The sequence below is a fragment of the Gluconacetobacter liquefaciens genome (genome assembly GCF_003350405.1).
Lineage (GTDB): Bacteria > Pseudomonadota > Alphaproteobacteria > Acetobacterales > Acetobacteraceae > Gluconacetobacter > Gluconacetobacter liquefaciens.
Genome location: NZ_QQAW01000003.1, coordinates 1 through 25154 on the forward strand (window position 1 = coordinate 1; position 25154 = coordinate 25154).

A 25154-nucleotide genomic window follows, 5' to 3' on the forward strand; every position below is an offset into this window, starting at 1 on the left:
GCCGAAGCGATACTGCCCGCACCCGCAACATACGCGCCCCCCGTCGGCAGCGCCTGCGCCGATGCCACCGACGTCATCCACGAGGTCAACGCCGTAAACCCGAGCAGGAATGCGCGCTTATGCAGTCTGGTCGGGGGCATCTTCATGACAGGGCAAGCTTTCTGGCGATGATTTCAAGGGTAAGGAACACGGTGCGTGTTCAACGGACTTTCAGGTTCGGTCAATTGGTGTGACCTGATTCCTTGTATGATCCGGGAAGAACGGTTTTTGTCATCTCCCACTTAATGGGAGCTAATTTCTGTTTTTTTTGAAAAATGTTCCAATTAATTTCATATTTTTATTTTCATGTTATTTATATTTAGTTTCAAAAGATTGCTTTTTTGTTTATTTTTATGGTTTCTTTTAATTTTATTTTCGGCCTTATTCTGCATGCCTTTCTTCTGTTTGCAATGCGAAGTAACAACACCACCAAAAATGTTACAAATCCCGTGAGGGGGATGGGTGGCTGCGCCTTCGCGTACGACACACCGTCCATCGTGGGGTGCTGTTTCGGATTGAATAAACGTTTCAAGTCGTATCAGGATGAATTTCGAAATTGCGCCTTCGGATAGTCAGAATGGGCGGGATCGCGGTTCGGCCGGAGAGAATGGATGAGCGACAAAATGCGATTTTTGCGGTTGGCGTGTTCGTTCTGTCTGGCATCGGCCCTGTGGCTTGCCGGACAGGACCCTGCCTTTGCACGGATGGTAACGCGGCCCGTTAGCTGGACGCAGGATGGCGTGCGGTTCGATAGCGTGCTGGTCTATGACGATTCGGTTTCGGGCCATCGGCCGGGGCTGGTCATGGTGCCCAACTGGCATGGGGTGAATGCGATCGCCATCGACAAGGCGCGGATGATCGCGGGGCATCGTTATGTCATTCTGCTGACGGACGTTTACGGTGCCTCGGTGCGCCCGGCGGATGATGCGCAGGCCCAGGCCGCGGTCAAGCCGCTGATGGCCGACCGGGCGTTGCTGCGGGGGCGGATGGCGCGGGCGCTGGCGGAATTGCGGGCGCAGGCGGCGTCGGCGCCGATCGATCTTTCCCGTCTGGCGGCAATCGGGTTCTGTTTCGGCGGAACGGCGGTGCTGGACCTGGCGCGCAGCGGGGCCGACCTGGGTGCGGTGGTGTCGTTCCATGGCGATCTGGCGACCGACGATCCTGCACTGGCGCGGGGTATTAGGGCTTCCGTGCTGGTGATGAATGGGGCGGATGATCAGTGGACGATGCCCGACGTACCGGCCTTTCTGCGCGAAATGGGCCAGACGCCCACGGCCTGGCAGTTCGTGGCGATCGGCCATGCGGTGCATTGTTTTACCGAGACCGAGGCCACCACACCGAACGGCCCATGCCGGTACGATGCCGGTGCGGCCGAGCAGTCTTACGCGCTGATGCGTGGCTGGCTGGCGACGCATCTCGCGGGGGCGCCACGGTGAGGATGTCGTCCGCCGCCCGGCTTGCCGCCCTGATCGTGGGGCTGGCAGGGCTGCCGTGGGGAGCAGCGGCATGGTCGCAGGCCTATCCTGCGGGTGCGGGCTTTCCACCGGGCGTGTTCATGCCGGGGGAGGGCGTGGCGTCGGCGGCCGACCGGGCGCGGCGGCAGATTGCGGCGGAGACGGCGATCAGACAGCAGGATCTCGCTGCCCGCACCCGTCAGCAGCAGGCGATTGCGCGCGATCAGGAGGCGCTTGATGCCGCGCGCGGGCAGCGTGGCGCGTCGTCTCCGCCGACACCGGAACAATGGCAGCGCGAGCAGGCGTTGCATAATGACATCGATCGGCGGATCGCGGTGCAACGCCGGGGCGTGACCGTGACGCCGACCGGGCCGGGCGGATGGATCATCCGGGACGGGGAAGGAACGACCCGGGGCGTGTGCCGCGAGATCGGCGGCGTTCTGACCTGCTAAGAGGGGCGGCCCGTCGCTTTATGGCGGCCAGCCGTCATGGGCGGGTGGCGCGTCATGGCGGTTCCACCAGCCGCCGCCGAGCGACTGGAACAGGCCGGCGGTGTCGGACAGGCGGGCCGCGCGGGCCTGTGCCAGGGTGAGGCGGGCCTGGAGCGTGGTCTGGGTGGCCAGCAGCATGTCCACCCGCGAGGCGTCGCCATAGGCGAGGCGTGCGCGGGCGATGTCGAGGCCGCGCGTGGCCGCGCGTTCGGCTTCGCTGTCGGCGACCACGGCGGTGGCGTCGGCGCTGACGGCGTTGAGGCTGTCCGTCACGTCCTGGACGGCGGTGACGACGGCGGCGCGGTATGCAGCGGCGGCCTGTTCGTACTGCGCGCGGGCTGCGCGTTCCTGATGCATCAGTTGTCCGCCCTGGAACAGGGGCTGGGAGACCATGCCGGCGATCATCCACTGACCGTAGCCGGGGACGAACATCTGGCCGATCGAGGCTGCCGCCACGCCGGGCTGGGCGCTGAGTTGCAGGTTGGGCAGGCGGTTGGCGATCGCGACGCCCACCTGCGCGCAGGCGGCGTGCCAGCCGGCTTCGGCCACCTTGACGTCCGGCCGCTGGTCGATCAGCCGGGCGGGCAGGCTGACGGGCAGGTCCTGGGGCAGGGTGAAGCCGTCCAACGTGAAATCGGGAGTGGGTGCGTCGGGCATGTCGCCGGCCAGGGCCGCGATCTGGTCATGCTGCTGCGACAATTGCTGGCGCAGGGGCACCAGCGTGGCTTCGGCCTGGGCGAGCTGGGCGCGCTGCTGGGCCAGGTCGGCGTCGGACAACTGCCCCAGGGTGATCTGGCGTGTGGCGGATTCCAGAATCTGGCGCTGGCTGGCAATCACCTCCTGCACCGTGTCGACCTGCGCGCGCAGCGCGGCGTAGGCGATGGCCGCCTGCACCAGTTCGCCGGTCAGGGACAGGTAGGCGGCCTCCAACTGAAAGCGTTCGGCGTCGCGCTGGGCGCCCGAGGCTTCGATCCCGCGTCGCAACCCGCCCCAGATATCGGCCTGATAGGAGATGTTCAACTGCGCCGTGTGGACGGTGTACAGCCAGCTATTGCTGTTGGGCACCGGCGAGTAGGTGCGCGAGGTCTTGAAGCGTGCCGGATTGAAGCTGGCCGAGATGTTGGGATACAGCACCCCCGCCTGGGCGGCGCGGTTTTCCTGTGCCACGCGCAACGCGTGGCGTGCGGCCTCCAGGTCCGGGCTGTTGGCCAGCGCGTGCCGGACCAGCCGGTCCAGCGCCGGGGAATGGAACAGTTCCCACCACCGGGCGGGGATGTCGGCGCCGGGGTGGAAGGTCTGGGCCTGCCCGTCCGCCACCGCCGCACTGTCGGTGCGCGTGGGGCGGCCCGCCTGCGCGAACTGCGTCGCGGGGGCGGAGGGGTGGTGGAAGTTTGGTCCGACCGCGCAGCCGCCCAGGTCCGCCAGCAGCGCGAGCGCGCCGGCTCCGCACAGCAGGCGTCGCCAGTGGCCCGGAAACGGGGTGCGCGCAGGAAAGGCGGTCATGCCCGGTCTCCCTTCCGGCGTGGGGCGCGGCGGGCATGCCAGGCTTCCAGCTCGCAATAATAGGTGGGCAGGATGAACAGCGTCAGCAGGGTGGCGATGCCCAGCCCGCCGACGACGACCGTGGCGAGGCCACGCTGGACGTCGGTGCCGATGCCGGTGGCGATGGCCGCGGGCAGCATGCCCATGCTGGCGACGGTGGCCGTCATCAGCACCGGCCGGAACCGTTCGCCGGCCCCTTCCAGCACCGCGTCGCGCAGGGGCATGCCTTCGTCGCGCAGCCGGTTGATGGCCGAGATCATGATGATGCCGTTCTGGATCGCGACGCCGAACAGGGCGATGAAGCCGACGGCGGTGGCGATGTTCAGCGTCTCGCCCCGCAGGTTCAGCGCCACCAGGCCGCCCAGCGTGGCCATGGGCACCACCGCCAGCACCAGCAGAGCCTGGCGCATGCAGCCGAACTGGCTGAACAGCAGGACCAGCATGACGCAGAACATGATGGCGAGGGCCACGCTCAGCCGGGCCTCCGCGCGTTCCTCCTGCTGGAAGGTGCCGGCCCATTCCAGCCGGTAGCGCGCGGAGTCGAAATGTACCTGCGCGGCGATGCGGCCCTGCGCATCGGCGAGATATTGCGACAGCGGGCGCTGGCCGTTATCGACGCGGATGGTGATCTGCCGGTGGTTCATCTCGTGCGCGATGTTCGCTTCCCCGGTCTGGAGCGAGACGCGAGCGACCAGTCCGAGCGGAATGCGCGCGCCGTTCAGGCCCGTAAGCGGAATCTGGCGGATGGCCGGCAGGTCGTTGTTCAGGCGCCGTTGCATGTGCGCGGTCATGGCGTAGATGCGGTCGCCCACATAGACCTGTCCCACGGCGGCATCGCCGACCATGTTCTGCACCACGTTCATGATATCCGTGCCGTTGACGCCGTAGCGGGCCGCCGCGGCCCGATCGACCGTGATATCCAGTTGCGGAATCTCCGGTTCCTGGAAGATCGAGGCGTCGGCGGTGCCGGGGACCTGGTGCAGGATGGACACGATATGGGTGCCGATCCGGCGGAGTTCCTTCAGGTCGTCGCCATAGACGCGCAGTACCAGCGGGCTGTGCGCGCCGCCGACCAGATCGTTCATGTTGTCGGCGATCGGCTGGCTGATGCCGAAGCTGATGCCGGGGATCTGCGCCAGCCGGTCATGCAGGCGGCGGATGAATGCCACGCGGGTTTCGCCGTGCGGCCACGTTCTGTAGGGCGTGAGGCCGACCGGGGCTTCGATATGCGAGGGGCTCCACGGGTCGGTGCCTGAATCGTTGCGGCCGATCTGCGTGGCTACGAAGCTGGTCTCGGGGAAGGCACGGATCGCGCCGCGGATCTCGTCGGCCATCGCGCTGGCCTTTTCCAGCGACAGGCCGGAGGGAAGCTGGATCTGCAGCCACAGCGAGCCTTCGTCGAGATCGGGCAGGAACTCGCGGCCCGTGCGCGCGCCCAGCCAGACCACCAGGCAGAAGGCGATCGCGCCGGCCAGATAGGCGGCCCACGGCCGGTCCACCATATGGCCCAGGCCCCGGTGGTAGGCATGGTGCAGCTTTTCCAGCGGCACGTTGTGATACAGGCGGTGCGGCTTGCGCATGGCCAGATAGGCCAGTGCGGGCGTAAGCGTCGTGGCACAGAGCAGGGCGCCCAGCAGGGCGAAGCTGACGGTGAAGGCCATCGGCCGGAACAGGCGGCCTGCGGCGCCTTCGAAGGCGAAGAGCGGGCCGTAGGCGATGATGATGATCAGGGTCGCGAAGACGATCGCCTTGCCCACATGCCGTGTCACGGCAAGGATGTCGCCCTCGTCCATCTTGTGGTCCGGCCGTTCCTCGCGGATGCGCAGGATGGCCTCGGTCACCACAATGGCGCCGTCGACGATCACGCCGAAATCGATGGCACCGAGCGAGAACAGGTTGGCCGGCATGTGCAGCAGGTGCATCAGCACGAAGACGGTGGCCAGCGCCAGCGGAATGGTGACGGCGGCGACGATCGCGCTGCGCGGGCTGCCCAGGAACAGGACCAGGATCAGGAAGACCAGGCCCACGCCCTCGATCACCGTATGCGTGACCTTGTCGGTGGTGGTTCGCACCAGGCTGTCGCGGTCGATGATCGGCACGATCTTCACGCCCGAGGACGCAAGCTGCGCCTGAAGCCGGGTGACCGTGGCGTGCAGGTTGTCCAGGACCAGCGACGGGTTCTGTCCGCTGAGCATCGTGACGATGCCCTCGATCGTGTCCGGATTGCCATTCAGGCCCAGGATGCCCTCGCGCACCTGATGGCCAAGCTGCAGCTCGCCCAGGTCGCGGATCAGGACCGGTACGCCATTGTGCTGGGCCACGGCGATGGTGCCCATGTCGTCGAGCGTATGGACCATGCCGACGCCGCGCACGATGTAAGACTGATCGCCACGCGTGATGCGGCCGCCGCCGGCGTTGGCGTTGTTGGCCTGCAGGGCGGTGATGACGTCATTGACGCCGACGCCGTAGCGGAACAGGGCCTGCGGATCGAGCACGATCTGGTACTCGATGGTAAAGCCGCCGAAATTATTGACCGCCGCGACACCGGGCACCTGTTCCAGGGCCGGGATCACGATCCATTTCTGGATATCGGACAGTTCCATCAGGTTCCGGCCGTCGGATTCCAGCGTGTAGCGATAGATCTCGCCCGAGGGGCCGGTGATCGGCCCCATCGTGGGGATGACGCCCGACGGCAGCATGGCCTGTGCAAGCTGTTCCGACACATGCTGGCGCGCGGCACTGACATCGGTGCCGTCGCTGAAGATCAGGGTGATCAGCGAAAGGCCGAAGGTGGAGCTGGAGCGGCTGTCCACCAGCCCCGGCGTGCTGGCCAGCAGGCGCTCCAGCGGGATCGTGACTTCCTGCTCGATCTCCTCGGCCGCCAGGCCCGGAACCTGGCTCGTGATCTGGACGTTAACCGCGCCCAGATCGGGATAGGCCTCGACCGGGATCTGATGCCAGGCGATCGCGCCCAGGGTCATCAGGACCATCATGGCGGCGAAGACGACGCGCCTCTGCTGAAGGCAGGCGGCGATAAAGCGGTTAATCATCGTTCAGCAGCACCGCACCCTGGGTCACGACGCGGTCGCCGGCAGCCAGGCCGGATGTGACCTCGCACAGGTCGCCGTTGTCATAGATGATCTCGATATCGCGCCGTCTGTAGGCGTGGGGCGCGACTTCGACGAACACCGTCACGGTATCGTTGTTCATCAGCAGCGCCGATTGCGGCACCATGATGCGCGGCGGCTGCGGGGTCAGGATGGTCACGGTGGCGAACATGCCGGGCTTCAGCGTGTCATCGTCATTGGCCAGCACCACGCGCGCCTGGAGCGTGCGGGTATCGGAATGCAGCGCCGGTTCGATCGCCGCGATCGTGCCGTGCGTCGTCCGGCCCGGCAGGGCGGGAAAGGTGATATCGACCGTCTGCCCGACATGGACGGCATCGGTCAGGTTTTCCGGCACGGCGGCGACGGCCCAGACCTGCTGTGTGCCGGTGACCGTCATCAGTGGTGCCGTCGGGTCGGTGACGAAGGCGCCGGCGGCGGTGTTGACCGCCGAGACCATGCCGTCGATCGGCGTGGTCAGCCGGATCACGCCGCCCTGTCCGGGCTGAGCGCGCAGGGCGGCCAGTCGCGCGGTGGCGCGGTCATCTTCCGCCTGGGCCTGGAGCCACGCGCTGCGTGCGGCTTCCACATCGCGCGTGGCGGCGCCGCCGGCGCTGGCGACGCCTTGGGCGCGCAGCAGGGCCCGCCGCGCATAGTCCAGCCCGGCGCGGGCCTTCGCGGCATCGGTCGTGGCCTGGGCCATGTCGCCCGAGGCCAGTTCGGCGAGGATCTGGCCGCGCGTCACATGATCGCCGGCGGTTACCGGCAGGCTGATGATCGCGCCGGCAACCGGCGTCATGACCGAAAGCGACTGAGACGGCTCTGCACGGATTTCGCCGGGCACCGGAATCGTGCGGCTGGGCGAGGCGAGCGTGACGGGGGTGACAGACAGGCGGGCCGCCAGCGGCGAGTCTGGCGTGACCGTCAACAGGCCATGGTCATTGCGTACCATGGTGCTGGCCGAAGCCATGGCGGACGTGGCGGCGCCGGACAGGATGGCGCAGATCACGAGACCGGCCCCCAGCAGACGCGCTGTGCGGCCGGATGATCGGGAGAAGGGCGGCGAATGTATCACGGGCGCGATCTGGTGCATGGGCCTGAGCCTGGGGTCCTGGAAGAAAAGGCGGCATCCAACCCTAACGAGAGCCAGGACGGGACCGATTCCGGACGAGAATATGATGTTACGGGAAGGCGGTTACGGGGAGGCTGGGGCCGACACCGCGCGCTGCCACTAGCGACGATCCCGATCCTTGTCCATGGGCGCGCCGGAGGTGCCGCCTTGCACGCCGCGGAGCCGACAGTCGGCACGAAACGGGGCTGTCGCCGGGGGAGGGAGACAGGTGCCGGAAGGACGGAACAGGCCGTGGCAACCGGGCGGAAAAGGGAGCCGGCCACAGGGGGAAAAACGGGACCTGTGGAAAAGGAAATGAAAACATCTGTCTGTATCAGGTCTGGCACGGCTGTTTCTTTTGTATCGGGCCGATCCGGCCGATGCGCGGCCAGGAGGGACGGGCACGACAGGCACGTATGACGATCGATAAAATATTACAAACTTTTTCAAAACCATAACGATAAGATGATCGTTATTTAATATTTTCTCATGAGAGAATGCGGAATTCGTATATGTCATGAAAATTTCACAGCCCTTTTCCGGGCTCTCCGGAGGGGATCTGCCTGTGGGCAAGGGCGCACGCCGGCCTGCGGCGTGACGGGCCGTGCGTTTCATGTCATTGCGGAATGTGATCGCCGGGCCTGTGACCCGGCACTGCATGCGATTTCCCGAAATTTTGAAAGGTTGCCCATTTGCGTCCGCTTTCCAAACGCATTCTCGCCCTTTCCTTGTCCACAGCCCTGGCCACGGTCGGCCTGGTGGGGCTGTCGCAGAGCGCGGGGGCGGCTGACAGCCAGCCCCAGCCGGAGCCTCTGCCGCTGCCCGATTCCATCCCGGCGCCGCGGGACGTGCCGTTTGGTGGCACCATCCGGCTGTCGGTCGATGCCACCGACCTGGCGCGTCATATCATGACCGTGCATGAGACCGTGCCGGTGCCGGCCGCGCTCGCGGCGACGGGCGGCGACCTGCCGCTGTTCTACCCGATGTGGCTGCCGGGCGATCATTCGCCGACCGGTGCGCTCGATCAGTTCGGCGGCCTGGTGGTGAAGGCCGGCGGAACGACGCTGCCTTGGCTGCGTGACACTGTCACGGTCAGTGCCTTCCATATTCCCGTGCCCAAGGGGGCGCATACGGTGGATGTGTCGTTCCAACTCCTGTCGCCGGTTTCGCGCGAAGAAGGGCGCGTGGTGATGACGCCCGCGATGCTGAACGTGCAGTGGAATGCGGTGGCGCTCTATCCGGCCGGGTATTTCACGCGCCAGATCCCGGTCGAGGCCAGCTTGCGCCTGCCCACGGGCTGGCAGTACGGCACGGCGCTGCGCGCGCAGAGCAAGGCCGGTGACGTCGTGACCTTCAAGCCGGTGCCGTTCAATACGCTGGTGGATTCCCCGCTGTTCGCCGGGCGGTATTTCCGCCGCATCGACCTGGCGCCGGGTGCCGCCGTGCCGGTGGCGCTGAACCTCGTGGCGGACAAGCCGGGGGAACTGGAGGTGACCGATGCCCAGATCGCGGCGCATCGTGCGCTGGTGACGCAGGCGAACCTGCTCTACGGCTCGCATCATTACGATCATTATGACTTCCTGCTCGCGCTGACCGAGGAACTCGGCGGGATCGGGCTGGAGCATCATCAGTCGAGCGAAAATAGCGGTCCGCGCGGCTATTTTACCGAATGGGACAAGACGTTCGCGACCCGCGACCTGCTGGCGCATGAATACACCCACTCGTGGAACGGCAAATACCGCCGGCCGGCCGGCCTGTGGGCGCCGAACTTCAATACCCCCCAGCGTGGGACGGGCCTGTGGGTCTATGAAGGGCAGACCCAGTATCGGGGGTATGTCCTGGCGGCGCGTGCGGGCCTGATGACGGCACCGCAGGTGATCGAGGCGCTGGCCGAGGTGGGGGCGGTGTATGACACGCGCCGCGGACGCACCTGGCGGCCGCTGATCGATACGACGAACGACCCGGTGATCGCGCGACGTGCGCCGCTGTCGTGGCGGAGCTGGCAGCGGAGCGAGGATTACTACTCCGAAGGCCAGCTCATCTGGCTGGATGCCGACACGCTGATCCGCCAGCTTTCCGGTGGCAAGCATTCGCTGGACGATGTGGCGCGTCATTTCTTCGGCACCAATGATGGCAGCTTCATCACCAGCACCTATGAGTTCGACGACGTGGTGAAGGCGCTGAACGACATCCAACCCTATGACTGGGCGACGTTCCTGCATCAGCGGCTGGACAAGACTTCGGAGCACGCACCGCTGGACGGGTTCACGCGCGGTGGCTACCGGCTGGTCTATACGGATCAACCCAACAAATATGTCGCGTCGTTCGCCAACGTGCGGCATGTGGCGGATTTCGCTTTCTCGCTGGGCCTCACGATCGGCAAGAGCGGCACGCTGGGCAATGTGGAATGGGGCAGCCCCGCCTGGCAGGCCGGCATAACCCGCGATGCGAAGGTGATCGCGGTGAACGGCGAGGCGTATGACCCCGACGTGCTGCGTGAGGCGATCGTCGAAGCGAAGGATGCGCACGCCGCGCCGATCGCTCTGCTGCTGCAGGAAGGCGATCGCTATGTGACGGTCTCGGTCCCGTATCATGGCGGGCTGCGCTATCCGCATCTGGAGCGTGTGGACGGCAAGCCGGACATGCTGGCCGATATTCTGGCGCCGCGTCACTGAAGACTGGAGGAGGGGGGCTGATGCGCGGGCGTTTCGGCTTCCCTCCGCCGGGCGGGGCTGGCGGATTCTGACATGCGTCCGACCCTGGCCTCGGTCGTGTTGGTTGCCGATCTGACGGGGACCCTGGTGTTCGCGGCGGAAGGCGCGATGGTGGCATCCGCCCGCCATCTCGATCTGTTCGGTATCATGGTGCTGGCCTGCGTGGTCGCCCTGGGTGGCGGCATGATCCGCGACGTGCTGATCGGCGCCGCGCCGCCCAGCGCGATCCGCGACTGGCGCTATCCGGCGCTCGCCTTCCTGACCGGACTGGTGGTGTTTCTTCTTCCGCCCGCCATGCGGCTGGCGCCGGGGGGGACGGTGCTGGCGGTGTTGGATGCAGCGGGCCTGGCGCTGTTTGCCGTCGCGGGGGCCGAGAAGGCCCTGTCACGTGGCGTCGGCCCGCTGGGATCGGCCCTGATGGGCATGGTAACCGGCGTGGGCGGCGGTGTGATGCGTGACCTGCTGCTGGCGCGCGTACCGCTGATCCTGGTTTCGGACATTTATGCCACCGCCGCGCTGGCCGGCGCGGCGGTGGTCGTCGCCAGCCGGAGGCTGGCGGTACCGGTGGCCTGGGGGGCCGTGGCGGGTGGGCTGGTCTGCTTCGGCCTGCGGCTGACGGCCCTGCGCTATGGCTGGAACCTGCCGGGGGCTGCGCATTGAGCCTTTCTGGACCTGCACGATGGCTGCGGTCCTGAAGGGCCGTTTCTGCGCATCCGCGCATATTGCCGGACAGGCTCTTATTAATCCTGTGTCGGGTGTATGCTGTATTCCGCATGAACGGGCGGGAGAGACCATGCGACGTCGGACGATGCTGCTGGGGGCGGCGATGCTTCCCGTTCCGGCATGGGCGCGGGGCGGCCGGACCGTGGACGTCCTGTATGCCGGATCGCTGCTGAAACTGATGGAGCGGGGGATTGCTCCCGCCTTCGACGCGGCTGGCGATGATATCTTTCGCGGCTACGCGGGCGGCTCGGGGGCCCTTGTCAACCAGATCCGGGGCGGGTTGCGGCGGGGTGATGTGTTTATCAGTGCCGATCCGGCCCTGAATGGCCGGCTGGGCGACCAGGCAGGCTGGTATATCGTCTTCGCACGCTCGCCGCTGGTGATCGGGTACAACCCGCAAAGCGCCATCGCCGACGCCTTGCGGACACGGCCCTGGTATGAAGCGCTGCAATTGCCCGGTGTCCGGATCGGCCGGACCGACCCGGCGCTGGACCCGAAAGGCGCGCTGACTGTCCGCATGCTTCAGCAGGCTGAGGCCTTCTATCATCAGCCAGGCCTTGCAGCACGGATCATGGGTACCGACCGGGGTGTCGATCGGTCCGGGCAGGTGCGGCCGGAGGAAAATCTGGTCGGGCGCCTGCAATCGGGGCAGATCGATGTCGGTTTCTTCTACGCGCTGGAAACAACCGACCTGAAAATTCCAAGCGTGGCATTGCCGCCTGAATTGTCTCTGGCAGCCCGGTATTCGGTCACGATCCTGAAGAATGCGCCGAACCCGGACGGCGCAGCACGGTTCGTCGCCTTCCTGCTGGGCAAGGAGGGCAGCGCCGTCATGCGGCAGCATGGGCTGGAGACAATGGTGCCCGTTCTTGCCGGGGATGACAGGACGCTGCCCGTTCTTCTGCGGCCGGTCCTTCGCCCCTGACCATGCGCGCCATGCGGCCGATGCCCCGTGCGGTAAAGGGGCTGGCCTGCCTTCTCGGCCTGTGGCTGCTGGCGCCCTTCGTGGCGGGCATGGTGCGGTTGGGCGATGCCGACTGGTCCGGCGTGGATCGGGCCGGATTGGTCCGGGCCGCCGGTGTGTCGATGGCCAGTGCCGGGGTGGCGACGCTGCTGATCGGGCTGTTCGGCATTCCGCTGGGCTATGTACTGGCGCGGGGGCGCGGCTGGTGGACGGTGTGGCTGGGCGGGGTGGTGCAGTTGCCGCTCGCCCTGCCGCCGCTGGCCGGCGGCGTGCTGCTGCTGTTTCTGCTGGGTTATGGCGGCCCGCTGGGCGGGCTGGGGCTGAGCGAGCATTTCGGCGGCATCGTCGCGGCCGAGATGTTCGTCGCGGCACCGTTCCTGATCATTGCCGCACGCTCGGCCTTCGCGGCGGTCGATCCGGTGCTGGAGGACGTGGCAGCGACGTTGGGGCACCGGCCGGGCGCCATCTTCCGTCGCGTGAGCCTGCCGCTGGCGTGGCGGCCGATCCTGGCCGGACTGGTTCTGGCGTGGCTGCGGGCCTTCGGCGAATTCGGCGCAACGGTCATGCTCGCCTATCATCCTTATTCCCTGCCGGTCTTTACCTATGTCGCGTTCGGCGAGGCGGGATTGCCGGCCATGTTGCCGGTGCTGGCACCGACCCTGCTACTGGCCGGGCTGCTGATGGTGGCGGGGCACTGGCTGACGCGCCCCGTCGCCCGTGGTGCCGCGCCCCGCATGGCCCCGTTGCCTCTTCCGGCCACGCGGGAGAGGGCCGAAGCATCGCCGCGCCACTTGGCCCTGGCGATCCACCGTGACCTGCCGGGCTTTACCCTCGACGTGACGCTGGAAAGCCGGACGCGGCGCATTGCCATACTCGGACCGTCCGGATCGGGCAAATCAATGACCTTGCGGGCGATCGCGGGGCTGGAGGATGTGGCCGGACAGGTGCGGCTGGATGGGGGCGACCTGTCGCCGCTGCCGCCGGAGCAGCGTGCGGTTGCCTATGTTCCGCAGGGCTATGCGTTGCCGGCGCATCTGACAGTGGCGCGGCAGGTGACGTTCGCGACCGATTGTGTGCCGGAGCGGGCTGCGGCCTGGATGGGCGCACTGGGGCTCGAGGCGTTGTCGGGGCGTTATCCTGCCGAACTCTCGCCCGGCCAGCGACAGAGGGTGGCGCTGGCGCGTGCCCTGTCGCGACGCCGTGTGGATCTGGTGTTGCTGGACGAGCCGTTCTCGGCGCTGGATGCGCCCCTGCGCGCGCGGCTGCGGCGGGAGGTTCTGGCCGTGCTGCGCGGCATGGAGGCGCTGACGGTATTGGTGACCCATGACCCGGCAGAGGCGCTGGCGATGGCGGAGGAACTCGTGCTGCTCGATGGTGGCCGCGTGATCCGCGCTGGACCGACCGCAGATGTGTTCGCCCGGCCGGGCAGCGAACTGGCCGCCCGCCTGCTGGGGGCGGAGGCGATCGGCGATGGTGTGATGCTGCCGGACGGGCGGATCGATCTGGGGCAGGGCGTGGGCCTGCTGGTGCGGCACCCGGTAGGCGAGGGGGCGGATTTGCCGCCAACGGGGACGCGCGTACGCTGGTCGGCGCGGCCCTACCAGATCCGACTGGCGAAAGATGGCGCCTATCCGGCGCGCATCCTGTGGCGGGGGACGGTGCGCGACGGCCAGCGCCCGACGAGATTGCGTCTGGGTGATGCCGAACTGGAGATCCTGGCCGATCCGTCCTGCGAGGCGGATGGCGCGTGCCGGGTGACTATCGACCCCGGTTGTCTACAGGTCTGGCCTGCCGCCTGATGCCCGGGTTTGGGGGGAGTAGATCAGACGATGCCGGTGGCCTCGCTGGTTACGGGTGCCTGAATGGCGTCGCGCACGATATGCAGTGCCCGCTCCAGAGTCGGGCGGTCGTCTGGAGCGCCGAGGCAGATGCGCAGACCGGATTCTGCGTCACGGGACACGCTGCAGGCTTCGGGCGGCGTCAGTTCAACGCCGGCGCGCAGGGCGTGGTTCAGGGTACGTTGGGCTGCGAGTGGAGAGAGTGGCACCCAGACATGGGGCGAGCGTGCCGCGCCCGGATTGTTCATGGCTGGTCCCAGGATCTGGCGCGCCATGGATACTCTCGTGGCGGTTTCGGCCTGCACCGCGTCCGCGACGGCGTCGGCAGTGCCGTCCGCCACCCAGCGCGCGAAGATCATGCCGCCGAGTGCCGGCGGGCAATAGCCCAGCGCGCGGATGCCCCGCATGATCTTCTCGCGCGCCACATTGGGCGGCAGTGTGACGAAGGCCAGGCGAAAGCCCGGACAGATTCCCTTGGAAATGCTGGCGAGATAGACGGTACGTTCAGGCGCGATGGCGGCGAGCGGCGGCGGACGGTCGGCGGGATCGGCATAAATATAATAAGCGTCGTCCTCGAAGATGGTCAGGTCGTGCTGCCGGGCGATCCGCGCGATGTCCTGCCGTCGGGAGGGGCTCATGGTCCGGGTGGTTGGGTTCTGCAGGGTCGGTACCGTAAACAATACGCGGGCGCGGGTCTCGATGGCGGCGCGTTCCAGCGCGGACGGGATCAACCCTTCCTCGTCCATCGCCACCCCGCGCAATGTCAGGCCCATATGTTCGGCGGCGGTGCAGGCACCGTAGAAGGTGGCGGACTCGCACAGCACAATGTCGCCCGGTCGGCAGAGCGAGGACAGCACCAGCGTGATCGCGTGCTGGCCGCCATTGCACTGGATCAGATCGGCCGGGTCGCACGCCAGGCCATGGCGGCGCGCCAGCCACGTCGCGCCGGCTTCGCGTACCGAGCGCAGGCCGCTGGCCTGGATATACTGGACGGCGAAATCCAGTTCTCCGGTGGTGGCCAGATCCGCCACCGCGCGTTCAAGAGCCCGGGATAATCCGACACGCGGCGGGATGTTGCAGCGCAGGTCGATGCTGGCGCCCCGTGGATGGCCTGCCTCCGGGGTGGAGGTGGATGGAACCGGATCGAAGCTGGTAGCGATCGTGATGTCGGGGCTTGCCCCGCGAATGAAGGACCCACGGCCGACATGGGCCAGCAGCAGGCCCCGCCGCTCGGCTTCGGCATAGGCCTTGGTCACGGTGCCGACGCTGAGCCCGAGAGTATGCGCCAGATCGCGCTGGGCAGGCAGCCGGCTGCCTGCCGGCAGGATGCCGGTCGCGATATCCCGTTCCAGTGCGTCGGTCAAACGGGAATAGAGCGGGCCGGGTGGAGGCGGAATGTCAGGGCGCCAGATGGGGGGCATTTGTCCTGCCTTGAACGGTGCATTCAGATTGAACTATGACAATATAACGATTGACCCTCGAAAATCCTAGGACAAAACTAATAATCAGAAGGGGAAATTAGCATTGTAATAGTACAATGATCGAAATTGTCATGCTCGCCGGGAAATGAATCCCCTGTCGGCGCAGACGGCCTCTTCGTGCCGGTATCGAGGACGATTGATGATGATCATCGCAGGAAAGGAAACGCGATCCACCCGGACGCCGGGCCAGCCACTCCGGCTGCCCGGAGCGGACAGGGTCTGGTCTCATGTCGAATGGGGCGGGATCGGGCTGGTCATCGCGCTGGGCCTGATTCTGTTGCTCGCGCTGCATGGGGCGTCAGGAGGACGGGGTGAGCCGGTGGAGAAAAATGCCGCGATGCGGCTGGCGTACGCGGCGGCCTACCTGCGGGACGTGGCCCATGCGCGATGGCAGCCGGTCCGGCTGGACCACGCCGCGCGGCATGAGCGTGCGACGGTATGATGAATGATCGTGGTAATTCGGAGAAATGACAGATGACGACTTACATCTTTCATCAGGTTGATGTCTTCGCGGCAGCCCCGCTGAAGGGTAATCCGCTGGCCGTCGTTGCCGGGGCGGACGGGCTGGACGATGCGCAGATGGCGGCCTTCGCGAACTGGATGAATCTGAGCGAGACGACATTCCTGCTGAAACCCACGCAGCCGGGTGCCGACTACCGGGTGCGGATCTTCACGCCGGAGGAGGAACTGCCGTTCGCCGGTCATCCGACTCTCGGATCGTGCCATGTCTGGCTGGCCATGGGCGGCGTACCGCAGGGGCGCGACGTCGTGCAGGAATGCGGCGCCGGGCTGGTGACGGTGCGGCGTGATGCCGACGGGTTCGCCTTCGCCGCGCCACCCCTGCGCCGGGCTGGGCCTGTCGACGCGGCAGACCTGGCGGCAGTGGCCCGTGGGCTCGGTCTGTCGCCCGATCGGGTGGAGGCTGCGAACTGGGTGGATAATGGACCCGGATGGATCGGCTTGATGTTGCGCGACCGTGCGGAACTACTGGCTCTCCGCCCCGATCTGCGGGCCTTGGGCGATTGGCGGGCTGGCCTGGTCGCACCGTGGGATTGCGCGCGCGACGGCGACGCGGCGCAGTTCGAAGTCCGTGCCTTTATCGGCGGCGAGACGGGATTCGAGGACCCGGTGACCGGCAGTCTGAATGCGGGACTGGCCAAGTGGCTGATCGGCGCAGGTCTGGCACCTGCATCTTATGTCGCCAGCCAGGGCACGGTAATTGGACGCATGGGGCGTGTACGGGTGGCCCGGGACGAGGATGGGCTCTGGATCGGCGGCGAGACCGTGACCCGTATTCGCGGTCAGGTCACGCTTTGATGGACGCTCCTGGGAGAAGATCAGGAAATTGCTTTTCTGGTCTTCTCTTATTTCGGATCGTGCAGCAGAAGGACGCAGCCGAACAGAATAAACAGCGCGCCGCTGGTGCGCTGCATGCGCCGTCGCCATGCGGCGCGGGACAGCACTGCCGCCAGCCGGGCGCCGCTGCCGGCATAGACGAGGTACCATAGCACTTCCACCACCGCCGAGGTTGCGATCAGCAGCGTGTATTGCGGGGCCTGGGGTGCGGCGGGGTTGACGAATTGCGGCAGGAACGACGCCGCGAAGATGATCGCCTTGGGGTTGCTGGCGCCGACCAGGAACGACGTGCGCAGCGAGGCATGCCAGGGCAAGGGCGGCAGGACGATGCCTTCCGCCTGCGCGGCGGGAGCGTTTGACAGCCAGCCGCGTACGCCGAGCTGGATCAGGTAGAAAGCACCAGCGAATTTCAGGATCGTGAACAGGATGGGCGAGGCCGCCAGTACGGCGCTGAGCCCCAGTGCCGAGGCCGCCATGAGCGCGACCAGCGACAGCAGGCAGCCCGCCATGTCCGGAATCGTCCGCCGCACCCCGTAGCGGATGCTGGCGGTCATGATATGCGTCATGTTCGGCCCCGGAATGGCCGAGAGCAGAAACACGGCGTTCAGATAGAGCAGCCACGATTGCAGCGTCATGACGGGGCGGGTTCCTATGCGGCGTCGGTGGTCGTGAGCGCGCGCAGGTCGGCCGCCAGCGCATCCACACGGGCAATTTGCGCATCCCATGCGAACATGAAGCGGGCGCTGCCGCCGATGAAGGTATAAAACCGCCAGCCCCGTGCGTGCAGCCCTTCGATCAGGGTCTCTGACAGTTTGAGAAAGACGCCGTTGGCCTCGACAGGAAACATGATTTCGACCCCTGGCAGCGCCTCGACCTGCTGGGCGAAATGGCGGGCGCAGGCGTTGGCGTGTGCGGCATGCGTGCGCCATGCGCCGGTTTCGAACATCACGGCCCAGGGCGCCGAGAGGAAGCGCATCTTGGAGGCCAGTTGCCCTGCCTGCTTGCAGCGGTAGTCGAAGCCTTCGGCCAGGGCGCGGTCGAAGAAGATCACGGCTTCGCCGATCGCCATGCCGTTTTTGGTGCCGCCGAAGCTCATGACGTCGACACCGGCCTGCCACGTCATCTCGGCCGGCGAGCAGCCCAGGCTTTCGATGGCGTTGGCGAAGCGCGCGCCGTCCATGTGCAGCCGCAGGCCCAGTTCGCGGCAGGTGGCGGAAATCGCGCGGATCTCGTCCAGCGTATAGACCTGCCCGGTTTCGGTCGGCTGGGTAATGGTGACGGCCCTGGGGCGCGGGAAATGGATGTCGGTGCGGCCCAGAACGAACGCGCGGATCGTCTCGGGGGTCAGCTTGCCGTTGGTGGTGCGGCCGACCAGAATCTTGGCGCCGTTGGAGAAGAATTCCGGCGCGCCGCATTCGTCGGTTTCGACATGGGCGATATCGGCGGCGATGATGCTTTCGTAGGACTGGCAGAGCGATGCCAGCGCCAGCGAATTGGCCGCCGTGCCGTTGAAGACGAAGAACAGTTCGCAATCGGTCTCGAATGTCCGGCGAAAGGCGTCGGCGGCGCGTAGCGTCCACGGATCGTCGCCATAGGCGGTGGCGGAGCCGCGATTGGCCTCTTCCATCGCCCGCAGGGCTTCCGGACAGATACCGGCATAATTGTCGCTGGCGAATTGCTGGGTATGGGGCATCGCGATTGCGGCCTTTCCTCGCTTGCTACAGGCATCACGAGGATCGATGACAGTGAGGTAGCGGTCCGTTTTTTGCCGGATCGGCCACATCTTCCCGGAACGGGAACGCCACCTTGCTCGGATGCAGGTTGGTGCCGGGAGGTCCCGGCTCTGGATGCGGCGCGCACCATATCGCAGCGTATTGGTGACGGCAAGCGAGGTCCCGGCGCATGGCGGGGGTGTGTTTCGACTGGATGGGAAAAGGCGCCCGGCGGTTGGGCCGGGCGCTGCCCGGATCAGGCTTTATAGCGGCCGAGCGCCAGATCCTCATGCGCTATGTCGGGCTTGCGGCCCGAGAGGATGTCGGCCAGCACCCGGCCCGAGCCGCACGCCATGGTCCATCCCAGCGTGCCGTGGCCGGTATTGAGATAGAGATTGTCGATTCCGGTCGGGCCGATGATCGGCGTGCCGTCCGGTGTCATGGGGCGCAGGCCGGTCCAGAAGGTGGCGGCCGGCACGTCGCCGCCACCCGCGAACAGGTCGGTCAGCGAATGTTCCAGCGTGGCCCGGCGCGGTGCGCGAAGCGTGGTGCTGAAGCCCGCCAGTTCGGCGGTGCCGCCGACGCGGATGCGGTCGCCCAGCCGGGTGATGCCGATCTTGTAGGTTTCGTCCATCACGGTGGAGACCGGCGCGCGCGCCGCGTCGATGATCGGGGCGGTGATCGAATAGCCCTTCACCGGATAGATCGGCAGGTCGAGCCCCAGGCTGCGTACCATGGCGGGCGAGAAGCTGCCCAGCGCCAGCACGTAGGAATCCGCCTCCATCCGGCCCCGACTGGTGTCGATGCCGGTGATGCGGCCCCCCTCGCGCTTCAGGCCGCGGATCGTGGTGTCGTAGAGGAAGGTCACGCCGCGTTCCGCCGCCATCGCCGCAAGGCGCTGGGTGAACATGTGGGCGTCACCGGTCTCGTCGCCCGGCAGGCGCAGGCCGCCTACGAGCTTGCCCTGGGCCGCCGCCAGGCCGGGTTCGGCCCGCACGCAGCCGGCTGCGTCCAGCAGTTCGTAGGGCACCTTGTACTGGTCGAGCACGCGCAGGTCCTCGCCGATATGGTCGAGCTGCTTCTGCTTGCGGAAGACCTGGAGCGTACCCTGCTGGCGGTCGTCGTAGGTGATGCCGGTGCTGGCGCGCAACTCGGTCATGACGTCGCGGCTATATTCCGCCAGCCGGACCATGCGGCCCTTGTTACGGTCATAGGCGGCGGTGGTGCAGTTGGCCAGCATCTGCGTCAGCCAGCGCCACTGGTGCGGGTCGGCCATCGGGCGGAATACGAACGGGCGATAGGCCATCAGCAGCCAGCGCACGGCCTTTAGCGGCACGCCCGGCCCGGCCCAGGGGGAGGAATAGCCGGGCGAGACCTGGCCGGCATTGGCGAAGCTGGTTTCCAGCCCCGCAGCCGGCTGGCGGTCGATGACCGTGACCGTGTGGCCTGCCTGCGCGAGGTACCAGGCCGAGGTCACGCCGACCACGCCGCCGCCGAGAATGATGATCTTCATGATATGTTGTCAGGTCCGCTCAGGAGAGGGAGGAGGCCGCGCCGTCCGCGACATAGGCACGGTGGTAGCGGTGGCCGAGGGAGGTCAGGATTTCGTAGCCGATGGTGCCGGCACCACGGGCGACTTCGTCGACCCCGTGCTGCGGCCCCAGCAGGTCCAGCATGGCACCGGGGCCGGTGAGGGAATCAGGGGCCTCGGTGATGTCGACGGCCATCGAATCCATCGAGATGCGGCCGACGATCGGCAGGGGCTGGGTGCCCAGCCAGGCGCGGCCTTCCCGCGCCGCGTGGCGCATGAAGCCATCGGCATAGCCGGCCGCGATGGTCGCGATCCGGCGTCTGCTGGTCGGGCGGTAGGTCAGGCCGTAGCCGACGCCGTCTCGGGGGCCGACGGTTCGGGTCTGCAGAATGCGGGCCTGCAGCCGCACGACCGGGCGCATGGGGTTGGGTGCGGTGCCGTTGGGCGCCACGCCATAGAGGGCGGCGCCGGGACGCACCAGGTCGAAATGGAAATCCGGCCCCAGGAAGATACCCGAGGAGGCGGACAGGCTGAGGGGCGCGGCCGGCAGGCGGGCGCGCATGGCCAGCAGGCGGTCGCGCTGATGGGCGCTGGCCGGGTCGGACGGGTCGTCGGCACAGGCGAGGTGGCTCATGACCAGGCAGTGCCCGATGCCTCGCCAGCCGTCGGGTGCGGTGTCGATCCGGTCGAGATCCTCTTCCGACAGGCCGAAGCGCGACATGCCGGTATCGAGTTGCACCGCCGCAGGCAGGGTGCGGTCCAGCCGGTGGGCCAGGGCGCGCCAGGCGCCGATCTGCTCGACGCTGTTCAGGACCGGGATCAGGTCGTGGTGTACGCAATCGGCCTCGGCCCCGGTCAGCGGACCGTGCAGGACGAAGACTCGGCTTGTGGGGGCAATATGAGGACGCAGGGCGATGCCCTCATCCACATGTGCGACGAAGAAGGTACGTGCACCAGCCTGTTCCAGCATGGGGGCGACCCGTGCCGCACCCAGCCCGTATGCATCGGCCTTGACCACCCCCGCGCATTCCGCGCCGGCCGCACGGGCCTGCACCGCGCGGTAATTGGCGCGGATGGCGTCGAGGTCGATCGTCAGGGTCGCACCTGCCCGGGCACGCGGCCAGCCGGCGTCGTAAGAATGGGGAATCGGGGTGGAATGGGGCATGGGCGGCGCGGCCTCGACCGATCAGGGCATGGGGTGTGCGCCATCAGCTTAGGCCGCCTTGGACTGATATTTCCTGCCGAATGATTGCATGATCTGTCGCTGGGGCGGGAAATATGCAATTCTCTGCGCCTAAATGGCATGATCTGCCGGGATGGTTGCCGAAGCATGATAGATTCCGATTCAAAACAAAAAATGGACCGGGCGACCGGAGCGATTCTGCGTCATCTGAGCCAGGATGGGCGCATGACCAATGCCGATCTGGCGCAGCGGGTCGGGCTGTCTCCTTCGGCCTGTCTGCGCCGGGTGCGGCAACTGGAGCAGGCCGGAGTGATCCGCGGCTATCGCGCCATCATTGACGAGCGCGGGCGCGAGGCGACGACGATCGTGATCGTGCGGATTACGCTGGACCGGCAGACGGAGGAATGTCTGCGGCGGTTCGAGGCGCGGGTGAAGACCTGCCCCGATGTGCGCCAATGTTATCTGATGACGGGCGATGCCGATTACCTGCTGCATGTCGCGGTACGCGATGCGGCGGATTACGAGCGTATCCATAACGAGGAACTTTCGCGCCTGCCGGGCGTGGCCCAGATCCAGAGCAATTTCGCCATTCGTCCCGTGGTCTGGCGATAAAGGAGGGCGCATGCCGGACCAGAGCGAGACCGTCATTCCCGACAGCCATCGTGCCGAGCCGGTGGAACTGGAGAAGGATGATACCGTGCGTCGCGCCGTGGTGCGGATCGCCCGCGTCCTGCGCGAGCATCTGGAGGCCAACCTGCCGGTGGCGATGGATGGGCGGAATGTGGAGGGCGTACATCAGGTACGCGTGGCCCTGCGCCGCTTTCGCGCGCTCGCGGGGCTGCTGCGGCGCGATTATCCCAGCGCCACGCTGGACGAAGCGGCGGCGCGGGCGCGCATGCTGGCGCGTGCGGTCGGCGAGGCGCGGGATTGGGATGTCTTCATGCTGGAGACGCTGCCCGGCCTCAGCCCGCTGGGGCGGGCGGGAGTCAATGTCGTCGGGCGCCTGCTGCCGCTGGCCCGGCCTCTGCGCGATGGCGCCTACGCGCGGGTGCGGCAGGCGCTGGCCAGCGCGGATGCCGAGTGGCTGCTGAATTTCATGGGGAATCTTGCCGATGGCAGCCTGTGGGACGAGGCGCGGTCGCCGGCGGGGCTGAAGGCGCTGGAAGAACCGGCGGCCGATTTCGCCGCCCGTCATCTGGCACGGCTGCATCGCAAGGCGCGACGCCGTGGACGGGGGTTCGCGCGGCTGACACCGCCGGAGCGTCATCAGGTGCGGCTGGCCCTGAAAAAACTGCGCTATGCGTCTGAATTTTTCGTGACGCTTCATGCGCCAGGTCGGAAGAGCGGGCCCTACCTACGGCGCCTGTCGGCGGCGCAGGCGGCCTTGGGGGCGGATAGCGATGTGTTGACCACGGGACGGCTGCTGACCCGATTTGGCGGCAGGCCGGACGACGAGATGCGCCATGTGGTGGGCGCGGTGACCGGGTTTCTGTGCTGCCGGCAGGACGCGACCCACGATGCGGCGCACAGGCAGTGGCGCAGGTTTCGCCGCACCCCGGTCTTCTGGGCCTGATGCCGGTAAAGGCCTTCATCAGAGTGTCACGAAGTCTTCATCCGGCCGTCGTTGCTTCCGGTCCGATATCGTGGTCTTGAGCCCCATTCTTACGGACATGCTGCCGCGAGAAGGAGAGCCATGTCATGATCAAATCCGAGATCGTCGAGATTGACGGTGTATTCGTCGGGGTTGTCATTCAGTCCCGTCACGATGGAACGCGCGTCTTCCGTGCCATTCATGAATGGCTGAGTCCGCTCAACGGGCAGATCATGGCCTCGCTTCAGGATGCGCGGATGCTCGCGGCCGGCCTGTTCCGCCGGCAGAGAGTGGCGGCACTCGCCGCCGCCTGACGGCACGACGGGAAACGTACGCCGGATCGCCGATCGTGCGCGTTTCCAGAGGGCTCTTTCAGGTGCCCTGAACGATGACGACGCGGTAGGACGAGCCTTTCCAGCGGTGCTTCACCACCTCCTGGTAGGCCGGGCTGTCGTACCAGGCGCGGGCGGCCTCCATAGTGGGGAATTCCAGAATCACCACGCCCTCGGGCGGCGTCCCTTCCAGCACTTCCTGGGCACCATAGGCTGCCAGTATCTTCAGGGGATGGCCCGCGAAACTTGCCGCGACTGCCTGTCCGTAGGCGTCGAGTTCCGTCTGGTCGGTGGTGGCTTCGCGGGTAAAGACGATATAGGCGGTCATGGCCTGTTTCTCCTGTGGAAGAACGATGCTGCCATGACGGCAGGTCGCCGGCCAGCCGCCGTCACGTCATTGTGGTCGGGTGCGTATCCATGGGCGCGCTTTCATACAGTTCCAGCGGCAGATCGTCGGGATCGGCGAAGAAGGTGAAGCGTCGGCCGGTCAGCGCGTCGGTCCGGACCGGTTCCACGGCGACGCCGGCCCCGATCAGGGCGTCGATCGTGGTGTCGAGGTCCCGCACCGCGAAAGCCAGATGCCGCAACCCGCAGGCTTCCGGCCGCGATGGGCGCGGCGGCGGGGTGGGGAAGGAAAACAGCTCGATCTGCATTGCGCCGACCGCAAGGTCGCATTTCCACGATTGGCGCCCGGGCCGCCAGGTTTCGCGCACCACCGGCAGGCCGAGGATGCGCGTGTAGAAATCCTTCGAACGGGCGTAGTCCGAGCAGATGATCGCCACATGGTGAAACGCTTCGATCATGGCGGCATCCTTTTGTGCTGCGGTTGGAGCGGGAACGCACCGGATCGGCTCCAGGCTCGGAAAACAGGCGGTGGGAAGAGCGCCGTGCGCATGAGACCTGCGCAATCCATGCCATTACGCGGTACGCGATTTTGACGCCATTCTCGCTGCAATCATTCATGCTGGGAAGGATTCGCGGCAATGGGCGGGGCTTCGGGGCCGTCGGGACAGCGGGAGAGAACGGGGAAAAGAATTCTGGCGGCTCATGTGCCGCAGGCCCTGTCCCGCCTGCGGGTTCATCGTGCGCTGGAAGGGCGGAGCGATGACAATATCGTGCGGGTGGGCCATGCCGACAGGGCGTGGTCCGATTTCTATCATCATGCCCTGACGATCCGCTGGAGCAGTTTCTTCTGGTATGCCCTGGCCGGTTATGTCGTGGTCAACGCCGCGTTCGCGCTGCTTTACATGATGGTGCCCCGGCAGATCACCGGCACGCAGCCTGGCGTGTTCTGGGATTATTTCTTCTTCAGTATCCAGACCTTTTCGACCGTCGGCTATGGCGTGATGGCTCCGGTAGGGCGGGCGGCGCATGTCATCGCGTCATGCGAACTGTTGGGGGGCATGATCCTGAATGCGGTGGCGACCGGGCTGGTCTTTGCACGGTTCGCTCGCCCACGGGCCCGGCTGATGTTCAGCAACAGCGCCCTGATTCGCAAGGATGGCGATACGGCGCATCTGAGCCTGCGCATCGCCAACCGGCGATTGAGCCCGATCCTGTCCGTCGATGTGGAATTGTTTCTCTCGCGCCTGATCGTCCAGCCGAACGGGCGCCTCGCCCGGCAGTTCGATCCGCTGGTGCTGGTGCAGTCGCATATTCCAGTCCTGCGCTTCGCTTTTCCGCTGATGCATGTCATCGACGCGCACAGCCCGCTATCCGGCCTGACGATCGAGGCATTGCGCAAGGAGGAGGCGGAGATCGTCCTGACCGTGACCGGAACCGACGAGGTCTCGGGGCAGAGCGTCTTTGCCCGCACGGCCTACGGTTTCGACCGGGTGCTGTATAACCACCGTTTCGTCGATATCATCGACGCCTCGGCCGATGGGCGGATCACGGTCGATTATGCCCGCTTCCACGCGACCGAGGGAGAGTGACGGTCAGAGAGGCTTTCGGTCCCATGTATCATGATGACGACCGGCACCCCACTT

The 25154-nt window shown here is 66.5% G+C and carries 22 protein-coding genes and 1 riboswitch; of the genes, 12 read left to right on the forward strand and 10 right to left on the reverse strand.

Annotated features, from left to right (window positions below; genetic code table 11):
- Positions 1 to 650: 650 nt before the first annotated feature.
- Both C7453_RS06300 and C7453_RS06305 read left to right on the forward strand, forming a co-directional pair.
- The gene (locus C7453_RS06300; protein ID WP_245948881.1) at positions 651 to 1475 is read left to right on the forward strand and encodes a dienelactone hydrolase family protein; all 825 of its coding nucleotides are present in this window, start codon (positions 651 to 653) and stop codon (positions 1473 to 1475) included.
- Positions 1472 to 1945 (forward strand): hypothetical protein, encoded by a 474-nt coding sequence (locus C7453_RS06305; protein WP_141288800.1) that lies wholly within the window; start codon positions 1472 to 1474, stop codon positions 1943 to 1945. The genes C7453_RS06300 and C7453_RS06305 overlap by 4 nt, the downstream gene beginning before the upstream one ends.
- Before the next feature lie 18 nt (positions 1946 to 1963).
- Here the strand turns inward: C7453_RS06305 and C7453_RS06310 are convergent, their stop codons facing one another.
- From C7453_RS06310 to C7453_RS06320, 3 genes are read right to left on the reverse strand one after another with little or no spacing between them, the layout of a single operon-like run.
- Complete coding sequence (locus C7453_RS06310; protein ID WP_114726710.1) at positions 1964 to 3487, reverse strand: efflux transporter outer membrane subunit; 1524 nt, start codon at positions 3485 to 3487, stop codon at positions 1964 to 1966.
- On the reverse strand, positions 3484 to 6576 hold the full coding sequence (locus tag C7453_RS06315) for an efflux RND transporter permease subunit (RefSeq protein ID WP_114726711.1): 3093 nt from the start codon (positions 6574 to 6576) through the stop codon (positions 3484 to 3486). Before C7453_RS06315 ends, C7453_RS06310 begins: the two co-directional genes overlap by 4 nt.
- Positions 6569 to 7723: an efflux RND transporter periplasmic adaptor subunit gene (locus tag C7453_RS06320; protein WP_114726712.1), complete on the reverse strand. Its 1155-nt coding sequence runs from the start codon at positions 7721 to 7723 to the stop codon at positions 6569 to 6571. Before C7453_RS06320 ends, C7453_RS06315 begins: the two co-directional genes overlap by 8 nt.
- A gap of 746 nt (positions 7724 to 8469) precedes the next feature.
- On the opposite strand from C7453_RS06320, the gene C7453_RS06325 reads away from it, so the two are divergent.
- The 4 genes from C7453_RS06325 (at position 8470) to C7453_RS06340 (ending at position 13941) form a co-directional block, all read left to right on the forward strand.
- Entirely contained in the window at positions 8470 to 10416 is a 1947-nt protein-coding gene (locus C7453_RS06325; RefSeq protein WP_170143146.1) for a M61 family metallopeptidase, read from the forward strand.
- A gap of 72 nt (positions 10417 to 10488) precedes the next feature.
- Complete coding sequence (locus C7453_RS06330; protein WP_114726714.1) at positions 10489 to 11115, forward strand: trimeric intracellular cation channel family protein; 627 nt, start codon at positions 10489 to 10491, stop codon at positions 11113 to 11115.
- Between the two features lie 133 nt (positions 11116 to 11248).
- Positions 11249 to 12103: an extracellular solute-binding protein gene (locus C7453_RS06335; protein ID WP_114726715.1), complete on the forward strand. Its 855-nt coding sequence runs from the start codon at positions 11249 to 11251 to the stop codon at positions 12101 to 12103.
- Between the two features lie 11 nt (positions 12104 to 12114).
- Positions 12115 to 13941: an ABC transporter ATP-binding protein/permease gene (locus C7453_RS06340; protein WP_114727041.1), complete on the forward strand. Its 1827-nt coding sequence runs from the start codon at positions 12115 to 12117 to the stop codon at positions 13939 to 13941.
- A 23-nt stretch (positions 13942 to 13964) separates the two neighbouring features.
- On the opposite strand, the gene C7453_RS06345 is transcribed toward C7453_RS06340, so the two are convergent.
- Positions 13965 to 15401 carry an aminotransferase-like domain-containing protein gene (locus C7453_RS06345; RefSeq protein ID WP_114726716.1) on the reverse strand — a complete coding sequence of 479 codons (1437 nt, stop codon included), beginning with the start codon at positions 15399 to 15401 and terminating at the stop codon, positions 13965 to 13967.
- Between the two features lie 199 nt (positions 15402 to 15600).
- Between C7453_RS06345 and C7453_RS06350 the strand changes: the two genes are divergently transcribed.
- Positions 15601 to 15903 (forward strand): hypothetical protein, encoded by a 303-nt coding sequence (locus C7453_RS06350; protein ID WP_114726717.1) that lies wholly within the window; start codon positions 15601 to 15603, stop codon positions 15901 to 15903.
- A gap of 32 nt (positions 15904 to 15935) precedes the next feature.
- The gene (locus C7453_RS06355; protein ID WP_114726718.1) at positions 15936 to 16778 is read left to right on the forward strand and encodes a PhzF family phenazine biosynthesis protein; all 843 of its coding nucleotides are present in this window, start codon (positions 15936 to 15938) and stop codon (positions 16776 to 16778) included.
- 47 nt (positions 16779 to 16825) lie between these two features.
- Here C7453_RS06355 and C7453_RS06360 read toward each other — a convergent pair whose 3' ends face one another.
- The 4 genes from C7453_RS06360 to alr form a co-directional block, all read right to left on the reverse strand.
- Positions 16826 to 17452: a LysE family translocator gene (locus C7453_RS06360; protein WP_114726719.1), complete on the reverse strand. Its 627-nt coding sequence runs from the start codon at positions 17450 to 17452 to the stop codon at positions 16826 to 16828.
- Positions 17453 to 17466: 14 nt separating this feature from the next.
- The gene (locus C7453_RS06365; protein ID WP_114726720.1) at positions 17467 to 18510 is read right to left on the reverse strand and encodes a threonine aldolase family protein; all 1044 of its coding nucleotides are present in this window, start codon (positions 18508 to 18510) and stop codon (positions 17467 to 17469) included.
- A 58-nt stretch (positions 18511 to 18568) separates the two neighbouring features.
- Positions 18569 to 18673: riboswitch (SAM-I-IV-variant riboswitch) on the reverse strand.
- Positions 18674 to 18785: 112 nt separating this feature from the next.
- Entirely contained in the window at positions 18786 to 20042 is a 1257-nt protein-coding gene (locus C7453_RS06370; RefSeq protein WP_114726721.1) for a D-amino acid dehydrogenase, read from the reverse strand.
- 19 nt (positions 20043 to 20061) lie between these two features.
- Positions 20062 to 21225, reverse strand: coding sequence for an alanine racemase (alr, locus tag C7453_RS06375; protein WP_114726722.1), 1164 nt, complete (start codon positions 21223 to 21225; stop codon positions 20062 to 20064).
- 192 nt (positions 21226 to 21417) lie between these two features.
- Here alr and C7453_RS06380 point away from each other — a divergent pair, with 192 nt between their 5' ends.
- From C7453_RS06380 to C7453_RS06390, 3 genes are all read left to right on the forward strand, one after another.
- The gene (locus C7453_RS06380) at positions 21418 to 21855 is read left to right on the forward strand and encodes an Lrp/AsnC family transcriptional regulator (RefSeq protein ID WP_114726723.1); all 438 of its coding nucleotides are present in this window, start codon (positions 21418 to 21420) and stop codon (positions 21853 to 21855) included.
- Positions 21856 to 21865: 10 nt separating this feature from the next.
- A complete protein-coding gene (locus tag C7453_RS06385) occupies positions 21866 to 22816 on the forward strand; it encodes a CHAD domain-containing protein (protein ID WP_211311030.1) in 951 nt (316 codons plus the stop codon).
- A gap of 125 nt (positions 22817 to 22941) precedes the next feature.
- Positions 22942 to 23148: a hypothetical protein gene (locus C7453_RS06390; protein ID WP_114726724.1), complete on the forward strand. Its 207-nt coding sequence runs from the start codon at positions 22942 to 22944 to the stop codon at positions 23146 to 23148.
- A gap of 58 nt (positions 23149 to 23206) precedes the next feature.
- On the opposite strand, the gene C7453_RS06395 is transcribed toward C7453_RS06390, so the two are convergent.
- Positions 23207 to 23494: a DUF1330 domain-containing protein gene (locus tag C7453_RS06395; protein ID WP_114726725.1), complete on the reverse strand. Its 288-nt coding sequence runs from the start codon at positions 23492 to 23494 to the stop codon at positions 23207 to 23209.
- A 61-nt stretch (positions 23495 to 23555) separates the two neighbouring features.
- The gene (gloA2, locus tag C7453_RS06400; protein ID WP_114726726.1) at positions 23556 to 23969 is read right to left on the reverse strand and encodes an SMU1112c/YaeR family gloxylase I-like metalloprotein; all 414 of its coding nucleotides are present in this window, start codon (positions 23967 to 23969) and stop codon (positions 23556 to 23558) included.
- 180 nt (positions 23970 to 24149) lie between these two features.
- Here gloA2 and C7453_RS06405 point away from each other — a divergent pair, with 180 nt between their 5' ends.
- The gene (locus tag C7453_RS06405) at positions 24150 to 25100 is read left to right on the forward strand and encodes an ion channel (RefSeq protein WP_114726727.1); all 951 of its coding nucleotides are present in this window, start codon (positions 24150 to 24152) and stop codon (positions 25098 to 25100) included.
- Positions 25101 to 25154: the final 54 nt, after the last annotated feature.